We start from the raw sequence: 18,312 nt of genomic DNA, 5'->3' as shown, positions 1-18,312 counted from the left end.
ATATTCAAGTAAAGCACTAACCTCTAAAATCTTTTTGCTAAAAAACTCCTGGAGTTTTTCTGGATTTACAAATACCTCTATTCGACCAGTATATTGGTCGTCATATTCTGGCACAAACTTTTCATAATAATCCTCTACATTAATATCTACCGCATCTGCCTTTATACGTAAAAATATATCCTTTGTTATGAGCCAAACATCTTCACCTTGCTCCTTGATTCCTTTACATACTTGTAATATTCTATTATCAGCCTTTTCTTTATTCCAAGAAACAGGTATTTGGGTGTCATGATGGTTCATTTCAACACGTAGCCTACCTCCATTTTCTAAATCGATACCCTCATTTAATTTTCCCTGCTTTCTGAGTTCATCAATAAGCCTTGCTGCATATCTAGCATTAGCTCCTAAATCACTTTTATCTTTCTTAAAACTATCTAATTCCTCTAGTACCACTTCAGGTATTATTACATCATTATCTCCAAAAGACAATATAGCACTTGGTGAATATAAAACAACATTGGTATCTAGTACATATGTTTTTTTCAAAGTATTAGCTCACCCTCTCTCTATTACTAATATATGTAACTATTTCTATAAATGAATTAAAATTCAAATAAAATTTTATTTATTGTATAATAATTTTGACAAGTAATAGTTTTTATTATATAATAAGTCCTATAATATACTTAATAATATTATAGGATGGTGTATATGGAGAACATTACAACAGTTTTTAAAGAAAAAAAATTAAAGCTTACGCCTCAGCGCATTGCTGTCTACAAATATTTGCAATCGACGAAAGAACATCCTTCAGCTGAATTAATTTATAAAGCTTTACAACCAACATATCCAACTATGAGTTTGGCTACGGTTTATAAAGCATTAAAAACTCTTATAAGCGTTGAACTAATTATAGAACTTAATGTTGGAGAAGGTAATTTTAGATATGATTGCAATATGTTGCCACATCCTCACATACAATGCGTAAATTGTGGTAAAGTCGATGACATAGAAGGTATAAGTTTTTCAAATGTACTTGAAGATGTAAAACAATACACTAATTATGAGGTCTTAGCTGATAAACTTTATTTTTATGGTTTATGTGAAGATTGTAAAAAATAGTTTGTCAAATAAAAAGAAGTATGAAATAAAATTCATACTTCTTTTTATTTTATACTATATCATTAGCCTTATATATATATGTTGAATACTCCCTGCATATCTTTAATCTTTTTATAACGTTGCTTACTAACATCATAACCTTCCTGATTGTTACATATAATTTAATGGGGGGGTGGAATCTATGAAATTACAGATAATTTTTTTAAAGAAGAAATATATTTATTATGCCTTAGCTATTCTTATTTTCACCATAACATTAACGTTTTTTCTTCTTTTTAAAAATGATTCAATAAGTACATTCAATATCGTAAATGAATCGAAAATGATGCAAGCTGATTTAACCGGAGATGGAACTAAGGATATACTCTACATAAAAACAGATGCTGATAAATACTATATTCAAATAAATTCTGGAGACATTAGCTATTATCTAGAGCCATCAAAAAAAAACAACACCGTTGGAAATTACTATTTACAATGGCCAATGAGACTAACATTAATGGACATATCTAGAAACAACGTGCCCGAGATATTTACTCAAGCCTCGGTAAAAGATAAGGCAGTACAGCATGTTTTCCTTTGGAATGGAGAAAAATATAAAGATATATTTTGTAGCACAAACAATGTTTTTGGTTTTGTAGACAGTAAAAACAATAAAACACCTAAAATGTTATCCGGGAATATTAAAGATGGCGAATTAAATCTTACTAGCTATTTTTTCATTCAAGATAGTCTAAAATCTTTTGACTACAACTATGTTGATAATTACATGGGGAAAACTTGTGTATTAAATTTCATAAATCTTATGTCAACATTTCCAGTATCTGAATTAAATATACCCAAAGATATTTTTACATCCGATTTAAACGGTAATGACATTTCACTGTTAAGTGACTTATCCAACAAAAAAGTGCATTTAACCTTTCAAGATGGTGTTTTTAAAGATTTCAATTGGGACAAAGATGGCAATACTAGTGATGTCTTATGGACATTAAATTTTAAAGGAACTAATACAAACAATTCATTAGGATCTAAAGCAAGTAATTTAAATGGAACAAAAAACTACACTATAGAATTAATTTTAAAGCTTATACCAAATACTAATAAAGAATCTTCTTTTAAAATCAGCTCTATAGATATTAAATAAAGACATAAGTTTATTACATTATATGTAAAATGTTAATATCATTTATAAAATTACAAATGGGACCGTATTACCGGTCCCAAGGGGGGATGGGGGGTTACGCATAAAATATTTTATTTTATGCAAATGGAGATTTAAACTCCGATTACATTTATAATATTAACCTTTTCACTTAATTTTATTCATTATAAATGACAAATTGATAAATCTTTATATAAAGCTATTCTACAATAAAGTTATTGTGCGCATAGATAATTAATTTAAAACATAATTTAATATAAATTGGAGGAATCTTATATGTTTATTAATAAAGAAAAAAACGAAAATAGAATTGAAACTTTAATTGGCCAGCAATGTTCTATAATTGGTTCATTAAATGGAAATGGTCTTATTAAAATAGATGGTTCTATTGATGGAAACTTAACTTGTGAAGACAACGTAATATTAGGTGAATCAGGAAACATAAACGGCGATATAACCTGTAATAATGCTAATATAAATGGAATTATGAATGGAAATGTCTCTTGTAAAAACACCTTAACCATAGAAACTTGTGGCAAAGTCCAAGGGGATATTTCGGTAAAAAAATTAATGATCTCTGAGGGTGGAATCCTTGATGGTAAATGTACAATGATAAGTTATGAACAACCTGATGACAACAATGATAATTTATAAAAATTCAAACAAAAGAGAAGCACATAGATTTTAAATTTATGTGTTTCTCTTATCAGTTTCTGTTTTATACTCTTAATGTTTTAAGTTAGAATTTTCTTCTACAATTCTATTTAGCATTCCAAGTTTTTGCTCATCTACTAAATGAGCTAATATATATATAAGTTGCCCCTTATCTTCATCTTCAAGTTCTTCTAAAATACTATGTGTATTTCCCTTAGGACTTGTATGTTTAAATTCAACATCATTATTCTCAAAAGAATCATTATTAGATATGGAATTCATCATATCAGTAAAATCCGAATTATTTAAATCTAAATTATTTAAATCTATACCAGCTAACATATTCGAAATTTGACTTAAATCTATACTACCCATACCTGAAAATATATTTGAAAAAACATTGTCCTGATTGTTTTCATTTTGACTTTCTGTATCATTATTTTCATCATCATTATTCACATTAACTTTATTATTATTACCATTATTGTTTTTATTGTTTTTCACAACATTGGGTGTGGATTTTACATTACCTGAATTAGAACCGTTATTTGAGTTTCCTTGCACATTATTACTATTACCACCTAAACTATTCATAAGATTACCTAAAATATTATCTTGTCCTCCTAAATTGCCCAGTAAATTACCTAACATGTTATTGTCCTGTCCACCTAACCCACCTAATAAATTACCTAACATATTACTGTTACCCCCTAAACCAGAGAGTAAACTTTCAACCATATTACCACCGCTACTGTTTCCAGTACCATTTCCTCCTAAAAAGCTAGATATTAATCCAACCAAAGGACTTGCACCATTTCCATTAAACATTTGTGCTAGTGGATTATTATTAACATTGTTATTCTGATTATTGCTATTACCATCGCTATTATTGTTATTATTGCTGTTACCGTTATTACCATTGCCACCATTATTATTGTTGTTGTTATTCATGTTGTTGTTGTTGTTGTCCATATTATTTCTATCACGCTTATGGTGTTTTGACATATTAATCACCTCATTTATAAATAGGAGAGCATTTAAGCTCTCCCTTATTTTATTAAATTAGCATCCGCAGCTTTTCACTGCATTTCCGCCATATCCACCTTTACAGAAACAAAATCCTAGGAATAACAATATTAATAAAAATGCATTCTTGTTTTCAAGTAGACACGTTCTTTGAAGTATAATTAATAATATTATCGCACAAATCGGATTCGTGCATAGATTTCCTACTGGGCTTACTACAGGTGCAACAGCTACATTTCCACAACATCTTTTTTTAGACATATAAAACTCCCCTTTCTGGGCCAAATTTTAATGTGTTACATATTTCGGCTAAAGTTAAGAACATATAATTCATCTATAGTTTACTTAATATCTATTTTTCACTTATGATTAATTTTCATAGTTAATCTTCATCGCAGCTATCTAGGTTAATAATATTGTTTGTACATCCCTTGTTATTTTTCCCATTGCCACTACATACCAATAAAAGAATTAAAATTATTATCCAAATGCCACTGCCGCCACCACATCCGCCGCCAATTCCACCTAAACCAAATAATCCATTGTTATTTGATCCACCACATCTGCAAAGTTCCTTACAGTGTTTAGGCTCACATCCGCATACAGTACCATTATCTTGTCCTTGACCTTGGCTACAGAATAAAAGTAATAAAACGATTATCCAAATACCACTACCACCACCGAATCCACCACCATTATTACATCCACCGCCATCGTTGTTACAATTGCAGCTTTTATTGGAGCCATTCTTTTGGGAATCAGCTAATCCACTTAATAAGTCATTCATATCCATCTAAATACCCTCCTTTTAATTGCTTTTCTTAATTTATTTTTAAAATCTTTTTCTTTTGTTTTCTAATATATACTATTCTCATAAAAATAAATTGATACAAAATTTTTATATAATTACTTATCAAATAAAATGTATCCATATAGCCTTCTGCTGCATGACTTGAACTAAAAGTTTAAAATATTAACGAAAAAAATAGACCTCATTACGAAGTGCACTAATTATTAGTTAACACACCGTAATGTAGGTCTATTTTTTTCTTATTATAATATTGGGTTTCCATTTGAAGTTAGTGGATCTCCTTCTTCATTATCGTTAAACATATTTCCTAAAAGTTCTTTTACTCCTATTTTTTTAAGTGATGAGATATTTATAATCTCCTCACTTGGATCTAATTCTAAAGTTTCCCTTATTAATTTATTGTTTTTTACAAGTTCTGCTCTATTTAATTTATCTTTTTTGGTTGCAACAATTACAACTTCATATCCAAAATGTTTAATCCATCCATACATTAAAAGGTCATCTTTAGTTGGCTTACGTCTACAATCAACGAGTAATGCTACCTTTTGTAGTTGAGGCCTACGAACTAAATAGTCCTCCATCATTTTCCCCCATTTAGCTTGTTCAGTTTTGGATACTTTTGCATATCCGTAGCCTGGTAAATCAACAAAATAAAAACTATCGTTTATTAAAAAGAAATTTATAAGTCTAGTTTTACCAGGTGTTCCACTAACTTTAACTAGCTTTCTTCTATTTGTTATAGTATTTATCAAAGAGGATTTACCTACATTTGATCTTCCAACAAAAGCATATTCCACTCTATTATCTGTTGGATATTGAGCAGGTTTTACTGCTGATATTATAAATTCAGATTGTTTTATCTCCATTATTTATCTCTCCATTTAATGTATTTTCAAGCAATGCATGTTCAAGTACATTTTCTACTTTACTTACAAATATAAATTTTAGTTTGTCCTTAATACTCTTTGGTATCTTTTCTGTATCTTTTTCATTCTCACAGGGAATTATAATTGTATCAATACCTGCTCTATATGCAGCTAATGATTTCTCCTTAAGGCTTCCAATAGGTAAAACTCTACCTGTAAGCGTAATCTCACCAGTCATAGCTATATTATGTCTTACTTTTCTATTAGTTAATGCAGACACCATTGCAGTTATCATAGTTACACCGGCTGATGGTCCATCCTTAGGTACTGACCCCTCCGGAACATGAATATGAATATCTATGTTTTTATAAAAGTCTTTATCAATATTATACTTATGTGCATTAGCCCTAACATAACTATATCCAGCTTTAGCAGATTCTTTCATAACGTCCCCTAGTTGACCCGTAAGTTCTAGCTTACCAGTTCCCTCCATAGCACTGGCCTCAACTGGTAATGTAACCCCACCAACTTCAGTCCATGCTAGTCCAGTTACTACACCTACTTTATCTTCAGTGTCTGCTTTATCATAAGTATATATAACAGCACCTAAATATCTTTTAACATGAGATGCTGAAACATTAACATTTTTTTTATTTTTCTCCACCATTTCTGTTATTGCTTTCCTAATTACTGAAGCAATTTGTCTTTCAAGACTTCTAACCCCTGACTCCCTTGTATAGTTTTCGATTATACAAGTTATTGCATTGTCTGAAAATGCTATTCTACCATCATCCATATTATGCTCTTTTAACATCTTTGGAATAAGATGATTTTTTGCAATATGGAATTTTTCCTCTGAAGTATATCCTGATACCTCAATAACTTCCATTCTATCGAGTAGAGGTCTTGGAATAGTATCCAATTTATTTGCAGTAGTTATGAATAAGACTTTCGATAAATCAAAATCTAATTCTAAGTAATGATCCCTAAAACTTGCATTTTGCTCACTATCCAATACTTCTAAAAGAGCATCTGCAGGATCACCTTTGATATCGCCACTCATCTTGTCAATTTCATCTAATAGGAATAATGGATTCTTTGATCCGGCTTGTTTCATAGCATATATAATTCTACCTGGAATTGCTCCCACGTAAGTTTTTCTATGTCCCCGTATTTCAGCCTCATCTTTTACTCCACCAAGTGACATTCTAACAAAATTTCTATTTAATGCATTTGCAACAGACTTTGCTATAGATGTTTTACCAACTCCTGGTGGCCCTACCAAACAAAGTATAGGTCCCTTAAGTGTCTTGCTAATTTTTTTAACTGCTAAATATTCTATTATTCTTTCTTTAACCTCTTCAAGCCCATAATGTTCTTGATCAAAAACTTCTCTAGCCTTACTTATGTCAATGTTATCTTTAGTTGATTTATTCCAAGGTAGAGCCAATATCCAATCTAGATAGGACTTTGATACCCCACTCTCAGCAGAATAATTGCCTGAACTTTTTAATTTACTTAGCTCATAATTTGCTTTTTCTTTTGGATCTTTAGGAAGTTTTGCTTTTTTTATTTTATTTTCATACTCAATAACTTCTTTTTTATTTTCATCATCTTCTCCGAGTTCCTCTTGTATAGCTTTCATTTGTTCCCTTAGATAATATTCTTTTTGAATTTTATCAATTTTACCTTTAACCTTGGTTCCAATCTTCTTTTCTATTTTTAATACTTCAAGCTCATTCTTTAATATCAATAACAATTTTTCAAGCCTTTTAGTAACATCTAATATTTCAAGCAATTCTTGTTTTATTTGTGGTTTTAATATTAAATAAGAGCTTACAATATCGCAATATCTTCCTGGTTCTTCTGTTTCTTCTAAACCGAATAACGCATCTGGAAAACTATTAACCGATAAATTTATATATTCTTCAAAAGCTTTATCTATCATTTTAATATATGCCTTGCATTTTTTATCATCTGCGTTTTTTTCATCATAAATAAGCTCTACTTCAACACGTACAAAAGGTTCCTTTTCTTTATACTCTGAAATTTTTCCTCTTTGTATTCCCTCAACTAGCACTCTAATCGTATCTCCTGGTAACTTTAATATTTGTTTAACGTTACAAATAGTACCAATCTCATATATATCCTTTTCTTCTGGTTCTTCAATTTTTGATACTTTCTGTGAGACCAGAAAAATTTCTTGATTATTTAGCATAGCTTCTTCTAATGCAAGTATAGATTTATCTCTACCAACATCAAAATGCAATACCATATATGGAAATATATTCATACCTCTTAGCGGAATTAACGGAAGAAGTTTTGTCATTTTATCCATTTTTCTCCCTCTTTTCTATATTATATTAATCGTCATTTATAAATATGAAATTATTATTTTAATTTTATATTTACTCGATATCTTAAACTATGAATACTTGTTAATCGTATATTTATATAACACCACTACTATAGTATACCTAAAATATTATTATTTTTCAATACTACATATTTTAAAATAAAAAAGGTAATCCATTATAATTAAAGATGGATTACCTTTTTTAAGAAAATAACAAGCTAAATTTTTAATGACTCTGCAGCAATAACATCTACCTCTGGATCAAATGTAGTTTTAATATTTTTAGGTAACCCATTAAGTAATGCTTCTTTGATTACCTCACTAATATTATTAACTGGTATGATTTTAACATTTTCTATAGCATTAAAACTATCTTGAAAGTTATCCCTTGGAATAATTACTTTTGTTGCTCCTGCTTTTTTAGCAGCAGCAATTTTAGCATTTACACCACCTATTGGCAATACATTGCCATGTATTGATATTTCACCTGTCATTGCAACCATATTGTCAACAGGTATACCCTTTATTGCACTGTACATTGCAGTTGTTATACTTACTCCTGCTGATGGTCCATCCACTGGTGATCCACCTGGAAAGTTAACATGAATATCATAATCATCACAATCTATGTTAAAATATTTTTCAAGTACTGTAACCACATTTTCTACTGAAGATCTTGCAGTGCTTTTTCGTCGTAGTTTTTTATTACTAGTGCTTATTTCCTCTTCTTCAATAATTCCCGTAATTTTTAGAATACCTTTCCTAAGTTTTACCCTTTTGGCGCTAGCTTCAATTTCCATTACAGCACCTATATTAGCACCATAAACTGCAAGTCCATTTACATAACCAATTTGTGGTTTATCCGATATCCTAGACTCAAGCCTAGGAGAATATTGACCATTCTCTATAACCCACTCAATATCTTCAATACTTACCTCATCTCTTTCATCATTAATTGCCATTCCACAAGCTAATTGAATTAAATTAACAGTATCTCGGCCATTGCTTGAGTATTTACCTACAAGTTCCAGTGCCTTATCGCAAATTTTAAGATTCATTTTGCTTATTGAATTTTTTGCAATTTGCTGTAATTCTTCAGGTAATAACGCTCTAAAAAAGATTTCTATACACCTTGATCTTATCGCAGGCATTATTTCTTCTGGATTACGTGTAGTTGCACCAATTAACCTAAAGTCAGCTGGTAATCCTTCATCAAATACTTCCTTAATATAAAGCGGCATATTAGGATCCTCTTCATTATAATAAGCACTATCTAAAAAGACTTTTCTATCTTCTAATACTTTAAGAAGTTTATTCATTTCTATAGGATGTAACTCACCGATTTCATCAATAAATAGGATACCACCATGTGCCTTTGTAACTGCGCCAGGCTTTGGTTGAGGTACTCCAGCTACTCCGAGTGGCCCTGCTCCTTGATATATAGGATCATGAACAGACCCTATAAGTGGATCCGCTATACCTCTTTCATCAAACCTAACAGTAGTCCCATCTATTTCTATAAACTTCGAACCTTCCTTAAATGGAGATCTTGCTCTTTTTTTAGCATCTGCAAGCACTAATCTAGCTGCTGCAGTTTTTCCTATTCCAGGCGGACCATAAATTATGACATGTTGAGGATTTGGGCCACATATTGCTGCCTGTAATGCCTTTATCCCTTCTTCTTGACCTATAACCTCTTCAAATGTTGTTGGTCTACTTTTTTCCGTAAGTGGTTCAGTAAGACTTATACTTTTCATTTTTCTTAAATTTTCCATTTCTTTTCTGTTTTCCTTTGTAGCGACCCCCTTACCACTTTTTTGAGCTTTTAATGCATTAAAAAAATATAACCCAATAACTACTGTAAAAAAGAATTGTACTGCCATGAGAATTTTAGTTGTCATATTAATTAAAGTTTAATGATGTAGCTATTAAACTAATCCTCCTTTCATTTATTAAATTTGCATATTTTAGTAAATATTGCATCTTTTGATATTATGCTCAAATATGACTGAATGTATTCTTATTTTTCGATGTAATATTATTAATTAATATAACTTTTAGTATTGGGATTTATATTATTATAATTTCAAAAAACACAAAGAGACGGATAAAATATCCGTCTCTTTGTGTTTTACAATGATTCAATTATGCTGATTCTGGTCCTTTTTTACTTTTAATTTGCTTTGTAATTTTTATTTTTTCTCTTTTGCCACCTTCAGCTAAAACTAATTCTGGATTTCTAGTTTTAATAGTATCCGCATTAATTATAACTTTAGCTACTTCTTCATTTGATGGTATATCAAACATAACTTCCTTCATCGTGTCTTCTATAATAGATCTAAGTCCACGAGCTCCAGTTTCCCTTTTAATAGCCTCTTTTGCAATAGCTCTTAAGGCTTCTTCTTTAAACTCTAATTCCACATTATCCATCTCAAACAATTTTTTATATTGTTTAACTAATGCATTTTTAGGTTCGCTAAGAATTTTAACTAAAGCCTCTTCATCTAAAGCTTCAAGTGTAACTACTATTGGAAGTCTGCCTACAAACTCTGGAATTAATCCAAATTTCAATAAATCTCCAGGCATTATAGACTTAAGTAACTCTCCTACGTTTTCTTCATGTTTAGATCTTATTTCAGCTCCAAACCCAACCGACGTAGTTCTAGTCCTTTTTTCTATAATTTTATCAAGTCCATCAAATGCTCCTCCACAGATAAATAAAATGTTAGCAGTATTTATCTGAATAAATTCTTGGTGAGGATGTTTCCTTCCACCTTGTGGTGGAACTGATGCCGTGGTTCCTTCTAGTATTTTAAGTAATGCTTGCTGAACGCCTTCTCCAGATACATCACGAGTTATAGATGGATTCTCAGATTTTCTTGCTATCTTATCTATTTCATCTATATATATAATACCTTTTTCTGCTTTTTCTACATCATAATCAGCATTTTGTATTAATTTAAGAAGAATATTTTCAACATCTTCTCCTACATACCCAGCTTCAGTAAGCGTAGTTGCATCGGCTATCGCAAAAGGCACATTTAAGAATTTTGCTAATGTTTGAGCAAGTAAAGTTTTACCACATCCTGTAGGCCCTAGTAATAGGATATTACTTTTTTGCAGTTCAACTTCACCCTCATTAACATTTGAATTTATTCTTTTATAATGATTATAAACAGCTACCGCTAATGATTTTTTAGCTGTATTTTGTCCAATTACGTAATCATCTATATATTTCTTTATTTCAACAGGTTTTGGAAGTGCTCCTAAATCTAATTCAACATCCCCTTGGAATTCATCTACAATTATTTCAGAACATAATTCTATACATTCATCACAAATATATACTCCTGGTCCTGCAATTAATCTTCTAACTTGTTCTTGGGTTTTGCCACAAAAAGAGCATTTGAGTTGCTTTTTTTCATCAAACTTTGTCATATTTTCACCTCTACTAACCTTATTTAGTTTAATCATCACCTAAATCGCTACAACAACTTTGCAAAAGATGCATTGACGACTTCTGAAATGTTGTTAAATTTTATTTCTTTTTAGCTATAACTTCATCTATTAACCCATATTCCATGGCTTCCTGTGCACTCATAAAGTAATCTCTTTCAACATCATGTTGAATTTTTTCTATTGGTTGTCCGGTTCTTTCACTGTATATTCTATTTAATGTATCTTTAGTTTTCATAATTCGTTTTGCATGAATATCAATATCAGTCGCCTGACCTTGAAATCCTCCTAAAGGTTGGTGTATTAAAATCTCACTATTAGGTAATGCAAATCTTTTTCCTTTTTCTCCAGCATTTAATAAAAATGATCCCATAGATGCTGCCATACCAATACAAATAGTTGAAACTTGTGGTTTGATATATTGCATTGTGTCATATATAGCCATTCCTGATGTAATTGATCCACCTGGACTATTTATATATAAATAAATATCTTTATCAGGATCTTCAGATTCTAGAAACAATAACTGAGCAACAATTAAGCTAGCAGTTACATCATTTACCTCTTCTCCTAGAAAAATTATCCTATCTTTTAATAATCTTGAATAAATATCATAAGATCTTTCTCCCCTATTAGTTTGTTCAACAACCATTGGCACTAAACTCATATAACTCACTCCTTTACTCTAATAATAATATTACTACTTTAACAGGCAATCTATTCCTTAATTATATCCTAAATTTTAGCTTTTTAATCATTTAATTTTATCCTATATTTAAAATTAATTGCCAGAGAAATATCTGGCAATTAATTTTAATATATATTATGCAATCACTTTAGCATTTTCAACTAACATTTTTATTACTTTTTCGTTCAAAACATCGACTTTTAGATATTGTTTTTGTGCTTTCATAATTAAATCTGCCGTTTTATCTATGTCTTTTTCTCCATATTGTTTTGCAACTTCCTTGGCTTTTGCAAGCATCTCTTCATCAGTTGCATCAAAATTTTCTTTTTTCGCTATTTCTGTTATAACTAAATCAGTCTTAACTCTCTTTTCAGCTGATTCTTTCATAAACGCTCTAACTTTTTCTTCAGTATTGTTAGTATACTGATAATATGATTCAAGATCTAATCCCTGTTGTTTTAATTTCATTTCTAAATCTTTAAGCATTACATCAGTTTCTCTTTTTACCATAATTTCTGGAATGTCCATTTCAACATTAGAGCAAGCTGCATCTATTACTGCTTCTTCGAATTCTTTTTCTTCTCTATCTTTACCTGATTTTTCAAGTGACTTTTTAATATCATTTCTTAATTCTTCTAGAGTATCAAATTCTGATACATCTTTAGCAAGTTCATCATCAATAGCTGGTAATTCTTTTGCTTTCATGCTTTTAACAGTTACATTAAAAGTTGCTTCTTTACCGTTTAAGTCATCTCTTCCATATGCTTCTGGGAAATTAACTTTAACTTCTTTAGCATCTCCAAGTTTTAAACCAATTAATTGTTCTTCAAAAGTATCGATAAATGATCCTGAACCAATTTCTAGTTCAAAGTCTTTTCCTTCTCCACCTTCAAAAGCTGCTTCTTCAATAAATCCTTTAAAATCAATAATTGCTATATCGCCCATTGCAACGGTACCTTCTAGTTTATCTTCTATTCTAGCATTTTTTTCTTGCATGCCTTTTAGTTGATTTTCAACTTCATCATCTGATACATTATATTCAACTTTTTTAGCCTCTAGTCCTTTATATTCTCCAAGTTTAACTTCAGGAGCTACTTCTACTGATGCTGTATATATAAACTCTTTTCCTTCCCCTATTTGAATAATATCAATTTTGGGATAATCTAATGGATTTATGTCATATTCCTTTAAAGCCTCTGGATAAGTATCATCACAGCAGTAGTTTATAGCATCTTCAAAGAAAACACCTTCACCATACATTTTCTTTATTATATTCATTGGAGCTTTACCTTTTCTGAATCCAGGAATGTTAATAGTTTTTGAATTTTTCACACTAGATTTCTTTAAAGATTTACCAAATCTTTCTGCTTCTACCGTTATTTCTAATTTAATAATATTTTTGTCTAATTTTTCCATTTTAATGTTCATTATATTACTCCTCCTAATCGCTCACAAATGCTTATTTCCTTAAATATTATAACATAAGTTTTATTGTATTTACAAATATTATTAAGCATATTTGTTCAAATAGTCTAATATTATGATTATAACCAAATTTTAAATAATTTACAAGATAATTATATTAAAATAATTGAGTTAATATACTAGAAAATATTTGATATTAACTCATTTCTTGCGAAGCTAGAATATTGCTAAACTTTTCCGAAACAAAAGCCTTAATCTTTGTAAGTTCAACGCAGCTTGAAAAGTTGTTATTATAAACCTCTATAATTCCTTTTCCCTTGTAGTTAACATTCTTAAGATTTCTCGCAATATTCTCATAGTCTAAATTTCCTTTCCCCGGCAAAAGGCAAGGTGAATTGTCATCGCTATCATTAATATGAAGATTCACTATGTGACTCCCCATAACTTTAATATACTTTTCTATAGGAATATTAGCTTTACATGCTTGTTTCAAATCCAAAGTAAAATATATAGGATATTTACATTTTTGCGACAAAAGAGTTAGAAATTCCAAATTCGCTGACATACACCACGAGACATTCTCTTGTGCCAATTTAATTCCTGCCTCGAGTGCTATATATGAAAGTTCATTATATATATCAACAATAAATTCGATATTAAGCCCATTTAAATCAGTATACCTCATACCATGAAAAGTATAACAACTTGCACCTAAGATTTTTGCTGCCATGCAAACTTGTTTAAATTGTTTTAACATGTCTTTTCGTCTTCTGTCATATTCATCAAAAATATATGGTTCAAACGAAGATGAAAATGCATGAACTGAATTTACCTTAAATTTGTATTGCTCTTTTTTTTCAAGTAGAACTTTTATAAATTCTTCTTCATATTCGCTCTGAGTATTTAAAAATATTTCACCAAAATTAAATCCTAACTCTTTCATCGTTTGTATACTATGTTCTGTATGCAATTTAGGATAAAAACATGCTGAAGATAATCCTATATCCATATTTAGCCTCTTTCCGCTATTTTGTTACTCCACCTAAGGCAGTTACATATACTATATTTCCATCTATATTTGCCTCTAGCCCCTTAGCCGTTACATTTCCAAAAGTAATCTTCGTGCCCGATGCTGGTTGTACCTGCATATGAACATTATCTTTTAAATTTAGCTTCCATACATATTGTACTTTTTTCTCATTCATCCAAGGCAACTCACTAACATACGCAATATTATCTTCATCAATGAACTTTGGTGTAATTGACCATATGTAATTCGGATTATTTTTAAGTTGTTGCTCTTTTGAATATTTTTGATTATTAGTAGATGTATAGATTTTTTTTGTTATGTCTTTACTAATTTTATTTATGTCAGTGTATATTATATTTTGATTTTTTGTACTCTGTATAACAATTGATTTTTTACTTGGGCTTATATCAAATAATACACCCTTAGTGTTTGCTACTCCTTTTATAGTCTTCGTTGTTGATTCTCCATTATATTCAACAGTGACCTTTTGTCCATCAGGCATTGTAGCAATAAAAGATGATTTGTTTGCTTTTGCTTTTGCTTTTGCTGCAATTGCTGCTTTCGTAGCCTTATCCTTATCAACATTTATCTGTTTCTGCGAATTATCTTCTAATTTTTTCTGAACTTCATCATTTTTTGCTCCATTTGAGAAGTTACTGCCTGTACCTTTGTTCTCTAAGCCTTTAAATCCTATACTTAAAAATATGACCAACCCTATTATAGGTATAATAATTAGTGATAATATTACCTTTTTTCGTTTTTTTATTCTTCTATCATAATCCTTACTAAACATACTAGGCTTCTTCATATTATTTACCTCCATTATAATTAATACGCTGTTATCACTCAAACTCTCTGCGTAAGTACTTTCTAATTGATAACTATCATTATTTATTATACCTCATTATATATGAAAATAATATTCTTTTATTTAATGATACACTATGCTTCTTTAAGTAAACATTTACATTTTCAATATATCCATATTGTGTATTTTAATATAAACTAACCACAAAATTGCTTTAACATTTTACTTTGTATACATTAATATTTTTTTTAATAAAAGAATGTTTTTTCTTATATTAAAGAATAATTTACAGTTGTTTCACTTTAAATCATTCCTGTTACTTTTTTTTATTTATTTTAAAAATTACCTAATCCCTTTTATATCAAGCTTTAAATAATTATTTTACTATTCACAATATTAAAACATTTAAAAACTACTTGAACTGTATCACTTTTAATATTACAATATGTTTATTAACAATATCAATTTACTTTATTCATAAAAAAATTAGTTTTCCAATTAATTTTGTAACTAACTATTAACAAACATAACAAAGTATTGTATAATACGATTATGCAGAACTCATTATTAAACAATATTGATTATTATTTAAGTGATCATTTGATTTTATAATAAACTGATCACTTGTGACAACATTTAAAAGCAATATATTATAGGGAGGAATAACAATGACTAAACAATGGAATGGTTTCAAAGGCGATTCATGGAAAAACAAAATAGATGTTAAAGACTTTATTCAAAAAAACTACACCTTATACGAAGGTGATGATAGTTTTCTAGTAGGAAAAACTGATAAGACCAATAAAGTTTGGGACAAAGCCAATTCCCTTATATTAGAAGAAATTAAAAAAGGTATTATAGATGTAGAAACTAATGAAATTTCAGGAATAGATAACTTTAAACCTGGATATATTGATAAAGAAAATGAAGTAATTGTTGGACTTCAAACAGATGCGCCACTCAAAAGAATAGTCAACCCATTTGGTGGCTTTAGAATGGTAGAACAATCACTTAAAGAATATGGTTATGAATTAAACAAAGACATAAAAGAATTTTTCCCCAAATACAGAAAAACTCATAACGAAGGAGTTTTTGATGCCTATACTGATGCTACAAAAGTTGCAAGGAATGTAGGGTTATTAACTGGACTTCCAGATGCATATGGACGAGGACGAGTAATTGGAGATTATAGAAGAATAGCTCTTTACGGCTTAGATTTGTTAGTGCAGCAAAAGAAAAAAGATTTAAAAGAACTTACAGGACATGCGTCAGATGATTTAATAAGACATAGAGAAGAAGTAAGCATGCAAATAAAAGCACTTGGTCAAATAAAAAGTATGGCTCAAAAATATGGTGTTGACCTATCGATGCCATCTACTACAGCAAAAGATGCAGTTCAAGCAGTTTACCTTGGGTATCTTGCAGGAATAAAAGAAAATAATGGTGCTGCAATGTCCCTAGGAAGAACTACTACCTTCTTAGATATTTATTTTGAAAGAGACTTAAAAGCTGGATTAATAACTGAAGATGAAGCTCAAGAGATTATTGATCAATTTGTAATTAAGCTTAGAATGGCAAGACATCTAAGAACCCCTGAGTATAATGATTTATTTGGTGGAGACCCTAATTGGGTAACAGAATCTATTGGTGGTGTTGCACTTAATGGTACTCCAATGGTAACAAAGAATTCTTTTAGATTTCTTCATACATTAACAAATTTAGGATCAGCACCAGAACCTAATATGACAGTACTTTGGTCAGAAAAATTACCAGAAACTTTCAAGAAATATTGTGCTAAAATGTCTATTGAAACTGATGCACTTCAGTATGAAAATGACGATATAATGAGACCTATTTACGGAGATGATTACGGTATTGCTTGCTGCGTTTCTGCTATGGAAATAGGAAAGAGAATGCAGTTCTTTGGAGCAAGAGCTAATCTTGCTAAATCATTATTATTATCACTTAATGGTGGAGTTGATGAATTAAAAGGTAAACTTGTAGTACCTGGAATTGAAAAAATAACCGATGAAGTTCTAGATTACAATGTAGTTAGAAAAATGTATTCAAAAGTTTTAGACTATGTTGCTAACATGTACGTAGACACAATGAACACAATACATTATATGCATGACAAATATGCTTATGAAGCTGGACAACTTGCTCTTCATGATACTAATCTTAAATACTTCATGGCATTTGGAGTAGCAGGACTTTCAATTGCAGCCGATTCATTAAGTGCTATAAAGTTTGCTAAGGTATCTCCAATAAGAAATACTGATGGCATAACAATCGATTTTAAAACTGAAGGAGATTTCCCTAAATACGGTAATGATGATGATAGAGTTGATGATTTAGCTGTTGAGCTTATACGCGAATTCAGCGATGATCTTAAGAAACATCCTGCATATAAAGGCGCAGAACATACTTTGTCAGCACTTACCATTACATCAAATGTAGTTTATGGTAAAAAGACAGGTACAACTCCTGATGGAAGAAAACAAGGTGTGCCACTTGCTCCCGGAGCAAATCCAACACAAGGCAACGATGAAAATGGAGCACTTGCATCATTAAATTCAGTTGCTAAGATTCCTTATAGAACCTATTGCCAAGATGGAGTTTCAAATACTTTTTCAATAGTACCAGCAGCACTTGGAATAGATGAACATACAAGAATAAATAATCTAGTTTTCCTTTTAGATGGTTATTTTGCACAAGCTGCACATCACCTAAATGTAAATGTATTAAATAGAGAAGTTTTAATAGACGCTATGGAAAATCCAGATAAATACCCAACACTAACAATAAGAGTTTCAGGATATGCTGTTCATTTCAACAGATTATCTAAAGAACAACAACTTGAAGTTATAAGCAGAACTTTCCATAAAAAAATCTAATTAATTTT

At 30.2% G+C, this 18,312-nt stretch carries 16 protein-coding genes; 4 read left to right on the top strand and 12 right to left on the bottom strand.

Annotation, left to right across the window (positions count from 1 at the left end):
• The coding region (locus Q0649_RS06690) for a PIN domain-containing protein (protein ID WP_298839134.1) at positions 1–546 on the bottom strand (546 nt) is incomplete at its 3' end.
• 165 nt (positions 547–711) lie between these two features.
• Here Q0649_RS06690 and Q0649_RS06685 point away from each other — a divergent pair.
• The 3 genes from Q0649_RS06685 (at position 712) to Q0649_RS06675 (ending at position 2,941) form a co-directional block, all read left to right on the top strand.
• Positions 712–1,122, top strand: a complete 411-nt coding sequence (locus tag Q0649_RS06685) for a Fur family transcriptional regulator (protein WP_298839131.1) — start codon at positions 712–714, stop codon at positions 1,120–1,122.
• Positions 1,123–1,303: 181 nt separating this feature from the next.
• Entirely contained in the window at positions 1,304–2,269 is a 966-nt protein-coding gene (locus Q0649_RS06680; RefSeq protein WP_298839128.1) for a VCBS repeat-containing protein, read from the top strand.
• Between the two features lie 294 nt (positions 2,270–2,563).
• A complete protein-coding gene (locus Q0649_RS06675) occupies positions 2,564–2,941 on the top strand; it encodes a polymer-forming cytoskeletal protein (RefSeq protein WP_298839125.1) in 378 nt (125 codons plus the stop codon).
• Positions 2,942–3,013: 72 nt separating this feature from the next.
• Here the strand turns inward: Q0649_RS06675 and Q0649_RS06670 are convergent, their stop codons facing one another.
• The 11 genes from Q0649_RS06670 to Q0649_RS06620 all read right to left on the bottom strand — a co-directional run bounded on the left by Q0649_RS06670 (position 3,014) and on the right by Q0649_RS06620 (position 15,407).
• Positions 3,014–3,946 carry a hypothetical protein gene (locus tag Q0649_RS06670; protein WP_298839123.1) on the bottom strand — a complete coding sequence of 311 codons (933 nt, stop codon included), beginning with the start codon at positions 3,944–3,946 and terminating at the stop codon, positions 3,014–3,016.
• Between the two features lie 57 nt (positions 3,947–4,003).
• On the bottom strand, positions 4,004–4,228 hold the full coding sequence (locus Q0649_RS06665) for a hypothetical protein (protein ID WP_171298048.1): 225 nt from the start codon (positions 4,226–4,228) through the stop codon (positions 4,004–4,006).
• 121 nt (positions 4,229–4,349) lie between these two features.
• Complete coding sequence (locus Q0649_RS06660; protein ID WP_298839114.1) at positions 4,350–4,760, bottom strand: hypothetical protein; 411 nt, start codon at positions 4,758–4,760, stop codon at positions 4,350–4,352.
• Between the two features lie 260 nt (positions 4,761–5,020).
• Positions 5,021–5,644, bottom strand: coding sequence for a ribosome biogenesis GTP-binding protein YihA/YsxC (gene yihA / locus Q0649_RS06655; RefSeq protein ID WP_298839112.1), 624 nt, complete (start codon positions 5,642–5,644; stop codon positions 5,021–5,023).
• The gene (gene lon, locus Q0649_RS06650; protein ID WP_298839110.1) at positions 5,625–7,982 is read right to left on the bottom strand and encodes an endopeptidase La; all 2,358 of its coding nucleotides are present in this window, start codon (positions 7,980–7,982) and stop codon (positions 5,625–5,627) included. The genes yihA and lon overlap by 20 nt, the downstream gene beginning before the upstream one ends.
• Before the next feature lie 236 nt (positions 7,983–8,218).
• Positions 8,219–9,901, bottom strand: coding sequence for an ATP-dependent protease LonB (gene lonB, locus Q0649_RS06645; RefSeq protein WP_298839107.1), 1,683 nt, complete (start codon positions 9,899–9,901; stop codon positions 8,219–8,221).
• Between the two features lie 244 nt (positions 9,902–10,145).
• Positions 10,146–11,438, bottom strand: a complete 1,293-nt coding sequence (gene clpX, locus Q0649_RS06640; RefSeq protein WP_298839136.1) for an ATP-dependent Clp protease ATP-binding subunit ClpX — start codon at positions 11,436–11,438, stop codon at positions 10,146–10,148.
• A gap of 100 nt (positions 11,439–11,538) precedes the next feature.
• On the bottom strand, positions 11,539–12,123 hold the full coding sequence (clpP, locus tag Q0649_RS06635) for an ATP-dependent Clp endopeptidase proteolytic subunit ClpP (protein ID WP_298839103.1): 585 nt from the start codon (positions 12,121–12,123) through the stop codon (positions 11,539–11,541).
• A 156-nt stretch (positions 12,124–12,279) separates the two neighbouring features.
• Positions 12,280–13,572: a trigger factor gene (tig, locus tag Q0649_RS06630; protein WP_298839101.1), complete on the bottom strand. Its 1,293-nt coding sequence runs from the start codon at positions 13,570–13,572 to the stop codon at positions 12,280–12,282.
• A 193-nt stretch (positions 13,573–13,765) separates the two neighbouring features.
• Complete coding sequence (locus tag Q0649_RS06625) at positions 13,766–14,578, bottom strand: sugar phosphate isomerase/epimerase (protein ID WP_298839099.1); 813 nt, start codon at positions 14,576–14,578, stop codon at positions 13,766–13,768.
• 16 nt (positions 14,579–14,594) lie between these two features.
• Entirely contained in the window at positions 14,595–15,407 is an 813-nt protein-coding gene (locus Q0649_RS06620) for a hypothetical protein (RefSeq protein ID WP_298839097.1), read from the bottom strand.
• A 668-nt stretch (positions 15,408–16,075) separates the two neighbouring features.
• On the opposite strand from Q0649_RS06620, the gene pflB reads away from it, so the two are divergent.
• Positions 16,076–18,304, top strand: coding sequence for a formate C-acetyltransferase (gene pflB, locus Q0649_RS06615; RefSeq protein ID WP_298839095.1), 2,229 nt, complete (start codon positions 16,076–16,078; stop codon positions 18,302–18,304).
• Positions 18,305–18,312: the final 8 nt, after the last annotated feature.

It is taken from the genome of uncultured Clostridium sp. (genome assembly GCF_937920395.1).
In the GTDB taxonomy this organism is placed as follows: domain Bacteria; phylum Bacillota; class Clostridia; order Clostridiales; family Clostridiaceae; genus Clostridium_AD.
This window is presented reverse-complemented; position numbering and strand designations above follow the sequence as displayed.